The organism is Chryseobacterium sp. 2987, from assembly GCF_031456375.1.
GTDB classification, from domain to species: Bacteria; Bacteroidota; Bacteroidia; order Flavobacteriales; family Weeksellaceae; genus Chryseobacterium; species Chryseobacterium vaccae.
Genome location: NZ_JAVDUN010000007.1, coordinates 142,712 through 149,286, shown reverse-complemented (window position 1 = coordinate 149,286; position 6,575 = coordinate 142,712). Strand labels below are relative to the sequence as shown.

General features: G+C 34.4%; 5 protein-coding genes. 3 read left to right on the top strand and 2 right to left on the bottom strand.

The window, feature by feature from the left end; genetic code table 11:
• Positions 1-1,029: 1,029 nt before the first annotated feature.
• Positions 1,030-2,658, bottom strand: a complete 1,629-nt coding sequence (locus J2Y40_RS19855) for an acyl-CoA carboxylase subunit beta (RefSeq protein WP_153397970.1) — start codon at positions 2,656-2,658, stop codon at positions 1,030-1,032.
• Positions 2,659-3,054: 396 nt separating this feature from the next.
• Here J2Y40_RS19855 and J2Y40_RS19850 point away from each other — a divergent pair, with 396 nt between their 5' ends.
• Genes J2Y40_RS19850 through J2Y40_RS19840 form a run of 3 tightly spaced genes read left to right on the top strand, consistent with a single transcriptional unit; the run spans position 3,055 to position 5,782 of the window.
• A complete protein-coding gene (locus tag J2Y40_RS19850) occupies positions 3,055-3,930 on the top strand; it encodes an EamA family transporter (RefSeq protein ID WP_310000916.1) in 876 nt (291 codons plus the stop codon).
• A gap of 16 nt (positions 3,931-3,946) precedes the next feature.
• A complete protein-coding gene (locus J2Y40_RS19845) occupies positions 3,947-5,029 on the top strand; it encodes a PorV/PorQ family protein (protein ID WP_153397974.1) in 1,083 nt (360 codons plus the stop codon).
• Between the two features lie 24 nt (positions 5,030-5,053).
• The gene (locus J2Y40_RS19840) at positions 5,054-5,782 is read left to right on the top strand and encodes a hypothetical protein (protein WP_310000913.1); all 729 of its coding nucleotides are present in this window, start codon (positions 5,054-5,056) and stop codon (positions 5,780-5,782) included.
• 67 nt (positions 5,783-5,849) lie between these two features.
• Here the strand turns inward: J2Y40_RS19840 and J2Y40_RS19835 are convergent, their stop codons facing one another.
• Positions 5,850-6,503: a hypothetical protein gene (locus J2Y40_RS19835; RefSeq protein ID WP_153397977.1), complete on the bottom strand. Its 654-nt coding sequence runs from the start codon at positions 6,501-6,503 to the stop codon at positions 5,850-5,852.
• Positions 6,504-6,575 lie beyond the last annotated feature (72 nt).

Here is a 6,575-nt window from a genome sequence, read left to right as displayed (position 1 = left end):
TTACCCCGCAACTGGATGGAAAAGAAAGGATTGAGGCAGGGAACAGCTAATGGCGTGAGGAGTATGAGCGGATAGCGGGAAAATGCTCATGAAAAAGTTATTTACGATCACGTCATAAAATCTTGCTCCTACCCAGTGGAAAAGTTGAAACAGATACTTTGTAAACACATTTTTTATATTTAGCAGAATTAAATATACTTCAATACCCTGATCAGAATAAGAACTGGAAATTGTTTTTTTCGTTAAAGTGAATGATATTCTTTGGGCCTTATCAATAGCGCTTTCTTTGAGTGTATTAATATTCGGATAGGTTGTTCGAATATGCTGCTTTCAGTAATATTAAAGGCCTTCTGGCAGGATCAAAAATTTTCAGCTATAAGTCTAAATTTATGATCTGGTTTCCGAAGGGGAAATTGATGACAGCCTTTGCTTCTAATGGATCTCTGACAGTGGATAATTCTTTAATAAAAATGATTTTCTTCGGCTCTACAACAGCTAATTATGTCTTCGAAGCCTCAGAAAGTACTGTAGATTCTATATTCTCCCTGGGCTGTTTTGTAAGGATCTACAAAAAAATATACTGAACTGCTTTAATAATAAATCTTTAAAAACGGTCAGTTTTAATGATGATTCACGCAGTCGAAAGTAAGCACAGAATTAAGCCTCTGATCAGTAAGACTATTTTCATTTAAAATGAAATGTATAGTTTTTCCGTTTTCAGCAGGAAGATCTATAAATGTCTGTGAAATTTTTTCTTTTTTAGGCGATTTTCTTTAAACTGTTTTTCAAACCTTTGAAAATCGAAACGAAAAAGATTACAAGGTAAATGACACTTTTTTTTGATCCAGTGTCAAGAAATAGTTAAAAGCTATTAATAGAACAAAATTTTAATTATATTTCATGATAAAATGGTTTTGCTGTATAATTATCAAAAAAAACAATGACAAAATGAGATTTTTTACATTTTTATCATTGTTTTTTTAGATTTTACTGAAAATATTAATTGCTTTTCTGTTGAAAATGATTTTTTTATACTTGAATGACACCTAGGTTAAATTTCTCCGTAATTGGAGCATGATTTGCTGCTTCAATCCCCATAGAAATCCATTTTCTGGTATCTATTGGATTGATAATAGCATCTGTCCATAACCTCGCTGCTGCATAAGTAGCTTCAGTCTGCTTTTGATATTTCTTTGTAATCGTATCCAGAATCTCCTGATGCTCTTCTTCAGAGATCTCTTTGCCTTGTTTTTTTAGCGTTGATTCCTGTATCTGTGCTAAAACCTTTGCTGCCTGGGCTCCTCCCATTACGGCAAGATCTGCCCATGGCCATGCAACAATAAGTCGTGGGTCATAAGCTTTGCCGCACATGGCATAATTTCCGGCCCCATAAGAGTTTCCTGTGATTATTGTGAATTTAGGTACTACTGAATTAGAAACAGCATTTACCATTTTCGCTCCGTCTTTGATAATTCCGCCGTGCTCCGACTTCGAACCTACCATAAATCCGGTAACGTCCTGAAGGAATATCAATGGTATTTTTCGTTGATTACAATTGGCTATGAACCGGGTTGCCTTATCTGCAGAATCAGAATAGATAACGCCTCCGAACTGCATTTCGCCTTTACCGCTTTTTACCAGTTTTCTTTGGTTGGCAACGATACCTACAGACCAACCATCCACTCGGGCTGTTGCACAAATAATACTTTTCCCGTAATCTGGTTTGTATTCTTCATATTCAGAATTATCAACAAGACATTTTATGATGTCAAACGTATCATATTGTTCTGCTCTGGAAGAAGGGATGATTCCAAAAATATGATCCGGATTTTCTTTAGGCGGAAAACTTTCTATTCTGTCGAAACCCGCTTTTTCGGTACTTCCAACAGACTTCATAATATTTTTAATCCTGTCTAGGGCGTCTTTATCGTCTTTTGCTTTATAATCGGTTACCCCGGAAATTGAACAATGAGTGGTAGCACCGCCAAGGGTTTCGTTATCGATACTTTCTCCGATGGCTGCTTTTACAAGATAACTTCCTGCTAGGAAAATAGAGCCTGTTTTATCAACAATCATGGCTTCATCACTCATAATAGGCAGATAAGCTCCGCCTGCAACACAACTTCCCATTACTGCAGAGATCTGGATGATTCCCATAGAGCTCATTTTTGCATTATTTCTGAAAATACGTCCAAAGTGCTCTTTATCCGGGAAAATCTCATCCTGCATTGGCAGATAAACTCCTGCGGAATCCACAAGGTAAATAATAGGAAGTTTATTTTCCATAGCAATTTCCTGAGCCCTCAGATTTTTTTTCCCGGTAATAGGAAACCATGCGCCTGCTTTTACAGAAGCATCATTGGCTACAACGAGACACTGTCTGCCGGAAACATATCCCATCACCACTACAACACCACCGCTAGGACATCCTCCGTGCTCTTTATACATTTCATAGCCGGCAAATGCTCCGATTTCTATGGAATCTGAACCTTTATCAAGAAGATACTCAATTCTCTCTCTTGCTGTCATTTTTCCTTCATCACGAAGCTTTTGGAGTCTTTTCTCTCCGCCTCCTTTTTTTATTTCAGCGAGTAATTGATTGATCTCAGATAATTTTAACCTATTTTGATCTTCCCGTTTGTTGAATTCAATGTCCATAAAACTTCAATTTTTTACGTCTAAAGATACTATTTTTATAAGGAATACAAGTTGGAGTAAAACAAGTGTTTAATATATTGGTTCTCAGAAAATTGTGAATTTTTTAACAAAAAAATATTTTTAAATGATTTATATTTTTTCTAACTTTACCTCAGAGTAAAAGGGAAGATATTCCCTGCTAAATACTCTAAGTTCCTAGTTTATTTTTTTAATAGTTTATTATTTGAAGGCCCTGAAAGTTGAACAAATTTTCAGGGTTTTTTTGTTGTATAAAATTGATTAAATGAACTTATTTTTACATTTTATATTTTTTTCTATGACTTAATTTACCTTTTTGCTAATTATTGCGAAAGCTATTTGTAAATTTGCATGTTAAAAATTTATAAGAGGTATAAGATGCATAAATTAGCACTTTTCAGATTGCATTTGATTGTTTTTTTGTGGGGCTTCACTGCAATTCTAGGAAAAATGATTCATGCCAATGCCCAGGTTCTGGTATTTTACCGAATGCTGTTTGCCGCTGTTTTTCTATTTGTCTTCATTAGGTTTTTCAAAAAAGAAAGCATCAGAGTTTCCAAAAAAATATTTTTTCAGCTGGCCGCTATTGGTTTTGCCATGGCTCTGCATTGGTATTGTTTTTTTTATTCTATTAAAATTTCCAATGTCTCCATAGCTTTGAGCTGTCTCTCCTTATCAACACTCTTTGCTTCCGTATTGGAGCCTATTATTTTTAAAAGAAAGATTGATGTGTCTGAAGTAATTATGGGAATCGTGATCGTAGCCTGTATATTACTTATTTTTAAAACAGAGTTTCAGTATAAAGAAGGAATTTTTTATGGAGTTCTATGTGCGATCTTTGGAACTATCTTTTCTGTTTTTAACGGAAAAATGTTTGGAAAAACGAGTTCAGATAACATTATATTTTATGAAATATTTTGCGGATGGTTTATTTTAATGTTATTTTATCTGTTCACTGGACAGTTTTTTGAAATGAGTGAAATAAATTACCGTGATTTAGCGTTAATATGCTTGTTAGCAAGTGTTTTTACAGCTTATCCGATGCTTGAATCTGTGAAGCTAATGAAGTATATATCGCCTTTTACACTAATTTTAACAGTTAATTTGGAACCTGTCTACGGAATTATACTAGCTTTTTTTATCTTTGGAGAATCAGAACAGATGAGTCCTGTATTTTATATAGCCTCAGCAGTTATGATTCTGGCTATCATTGCTAATGGGGTCATAAAAAGCTATAAAACAAAAAAACTTTAACTAGCATCAAATTTATATGATGAAAAAATATTTTTTACTTGCATTCTCACTGCTATTTGGGCTGTCTCAATCTCAGATTATCAGAAAATATTCCAATGAATTTTTAAATATCGGTGCTGGTGCGAGAGGGCTGGCGATGGGAGGAGCTGTAATTTCCAACCAGGATGATGTGTATTCTCCTATGTGGAATCCCGCAGGTTTAATGGCCATTGAAAAAGATTGGCAGGGAGCAGCAATGCACGCAGAATATTTTGAATCTATTGCAAAATATGATTACCTGGCCTATGCAAAGGTACTTGAAGAAGGTGTTTTTGGGGTTTCTGTAGTAAGGCTTGGGGTAGATAATATCCTGAATACAACACAGATGATTGATGCTGAAGGGAATATTGATTATGATAAAATTACAAAGTTCTCTCAGTCTGATTATGCAGCAATTCTTTCTTATGCATTTAATCCGGCAGGAAACACTAAACTGGATATAGGGGTGAATGCTAAAATTGTCTATAGAAATGTAGGAAAATTTGCCAGTGGCTATGGTTTTGGTTTTGATATCGGGGCTATTTATAAAGCGGATAACGGATGGAAATTCGGGGGAATGTTGCGAGATGCAACCACTACGGTGAACTTTTGGAGTATCAATCAGGATAAACTTTCAACAGTGGTGAATGGAGAGGAATTTAACCCGGCACCAAAAGATAAAATGGAACTTACCATGCCTAAGCTTAACGTAGGAGCAAGTAAAATGTTCAATATCAACAGCAGTGTATATGTTCTGCCGGAAGCTGGGATTAATGTAGATTTTGCTAAAACGGCAGCTCTTGTTTCTACAGACTTTGCAAGTATTACACCTTATGCCGGAGCAGAATTAGGCTATCAGAAAATGATCTTTGTCCGATTAGGGGTCAACAGATTTCAGTCGATCACAGATATTGAAGATCTTAAAAGAAAAGTATCTTTCCAGCCAAGTGCCGGTATCGGAATCAGATACAGAGGACTTACCCTGGATTATGCTATTACCAATTCAGGAATAGGAGGATCTAATTTCTACTCTAATTTCTTCTCGTTGAAATTGGATATGGGAGAATTCAGAAATGATTAACTTTGAAGTACAATTAAAGAATTAATGAAAAAAATATCACTACTGGTATCCGTTTTTTTGGTAACTGCTGTTTTCGGGCAGAAGGTTTCCGATTATAAATATATTTCAATTCCGGGTAAATTTAAAGATTTTGAAAAAGAGTCTTATGGCTTAGACACCGCTTTAATTAATGCTCTGAAAGGTAAAAAATATGTTGTCATCCAAGGAGATAAAGAACAGTGGCCATCAGAAATTAAGGGGAAATCCTGCAATGCAGTTATCGCCAATCTTATTAATGATAGTAATTTTCTCAGAAACAGAGTAAAGCTGGAATTTAAAGATTGTAATGATAAGATTATATTTACCTCTAAAGGAAGCTCAAATATAAAAGAATTTGAAGAGGGATTTCACGATGCTTTGAAACAGGCACTCATCAATATTCCCGCTTCAATGTCTACAGACAACAAACCTGAACCTAAAAATACAGGTGAAGTAAAAGAAAGTACAGCGATTACTGAAAATAAAGTTAAAAAATATGTCAATGGTAAAATGAGTCTTCAGAAGATACAAATTGATACTAATCAGTTTATTCTGGTAGATGCTGCAGGTACCGCACCATACGCGACTTTTGGACTTACCTCTAAAAAAGATGTCTTCAGAGTAAAGCTGGCAGATGGGAAGTTTACAATCGGATATCTGGAAAATGGAGATCTGGTGATTGACATTCCTCAGGCTGACGGTTCATATTCTAAAGAGATTTTTTCAGAAAAATAATAAATAAAGTTCTGATACATAAAAAATAAAAGGTTTCCTCAAGTAGGAACCCTTATTTTTTATCATTTTATTGATTAAGAAAAGAAGCTAGTTTGATCAGGCTTTCTTCTTTGTTAAATTTGATTTTATTAATGTCAAAAAACTTGTCAAGTTCATTAGCTTTATCTGGATATAATTCAAGAACATCTTTTTTGTTTTTAACAGCTTTATAAATGTTTTTATCTGTTTTGATATAGTACACAGGATCATTTTTGACAAAACTTGACTTGTCATCCTTTTCCACAAAAGAAGCTGGTTTCTTGGTTGTTTGCGAAGGCTTTTGAATTTTTGAAGATACTTTCTTTAGCAATAGATTTTTTCCTTCAGCTAATAAGATGAAATATTCTGGTGTATGATCAACCGTTTCAAGAACGATGGTCTGCTTTGGGTCTGAAAATTGAATTTTAGAGTAGGGCAGCCCTTTTTGCAGAATATATACCATTCCATCTTTTTTAAACTCAATTTCATCAGCATAAGTATTATAACGCATAGGTAATGTTTCATTACAGCACGTTGCTTTAGCAAGCTTAAAATCAGAATTTAAATAAGGTGAACCATTGATTTCAGAATATTTTAAAAATTCTTCCTTTGTTGACGTTGTAGTCATTTGATATGAAGTTTCCTGTGAATAAACACTTATTGAGGAAAGGGCACACAGCAGAACTATTGTAAGATTTTTCATGAAAATTATTTGCATAAAAGTAATAAAATCTTACAACTAAAATAGCCCTATTTTACAAAAAAATAGGGTTTA

Excerpts from the sequence above, each read along its gene's own strand:
- J2Y40_RS19840 (WP_310000913.1), top strand. The coding sequence starts at position 5,054 with ATGAAAAAAATATCACTACTGGTATCCGTTTTTTTGGTAACTGCTGTT.
- J2Y40_RS19835 (WP_153397977.1), bottom strand. The coding sequence starts at position 6,503 with ATGAAAAATCTTACAATAGTTCTGCTGTGTGCCCTTTCCTCAATAAGT.
- J2Y40_RS19855 (WP_153397970.1), bottom strand. The coding sequence starts at position 2,658 with ATGGACATTGAATTCAACAAACGGGAAGATCAAAATAGGTTAAAATTA.
- J2Y40_RS19850 (WP_310000916.1), top strand. The coding sequence starts at position 3,055 with ATGCATAAATTAGCACTTTTCAGATTGCATTTGATTGTTTTTTTGTGG.
- J2Y40_RS19845 (WP_153397974.1), top strand. The coding sequence starts at position 3,947 with ATGATGAAAAAATATTTTTTACTTGCATTCTCACTGCTATTTGGGCTG.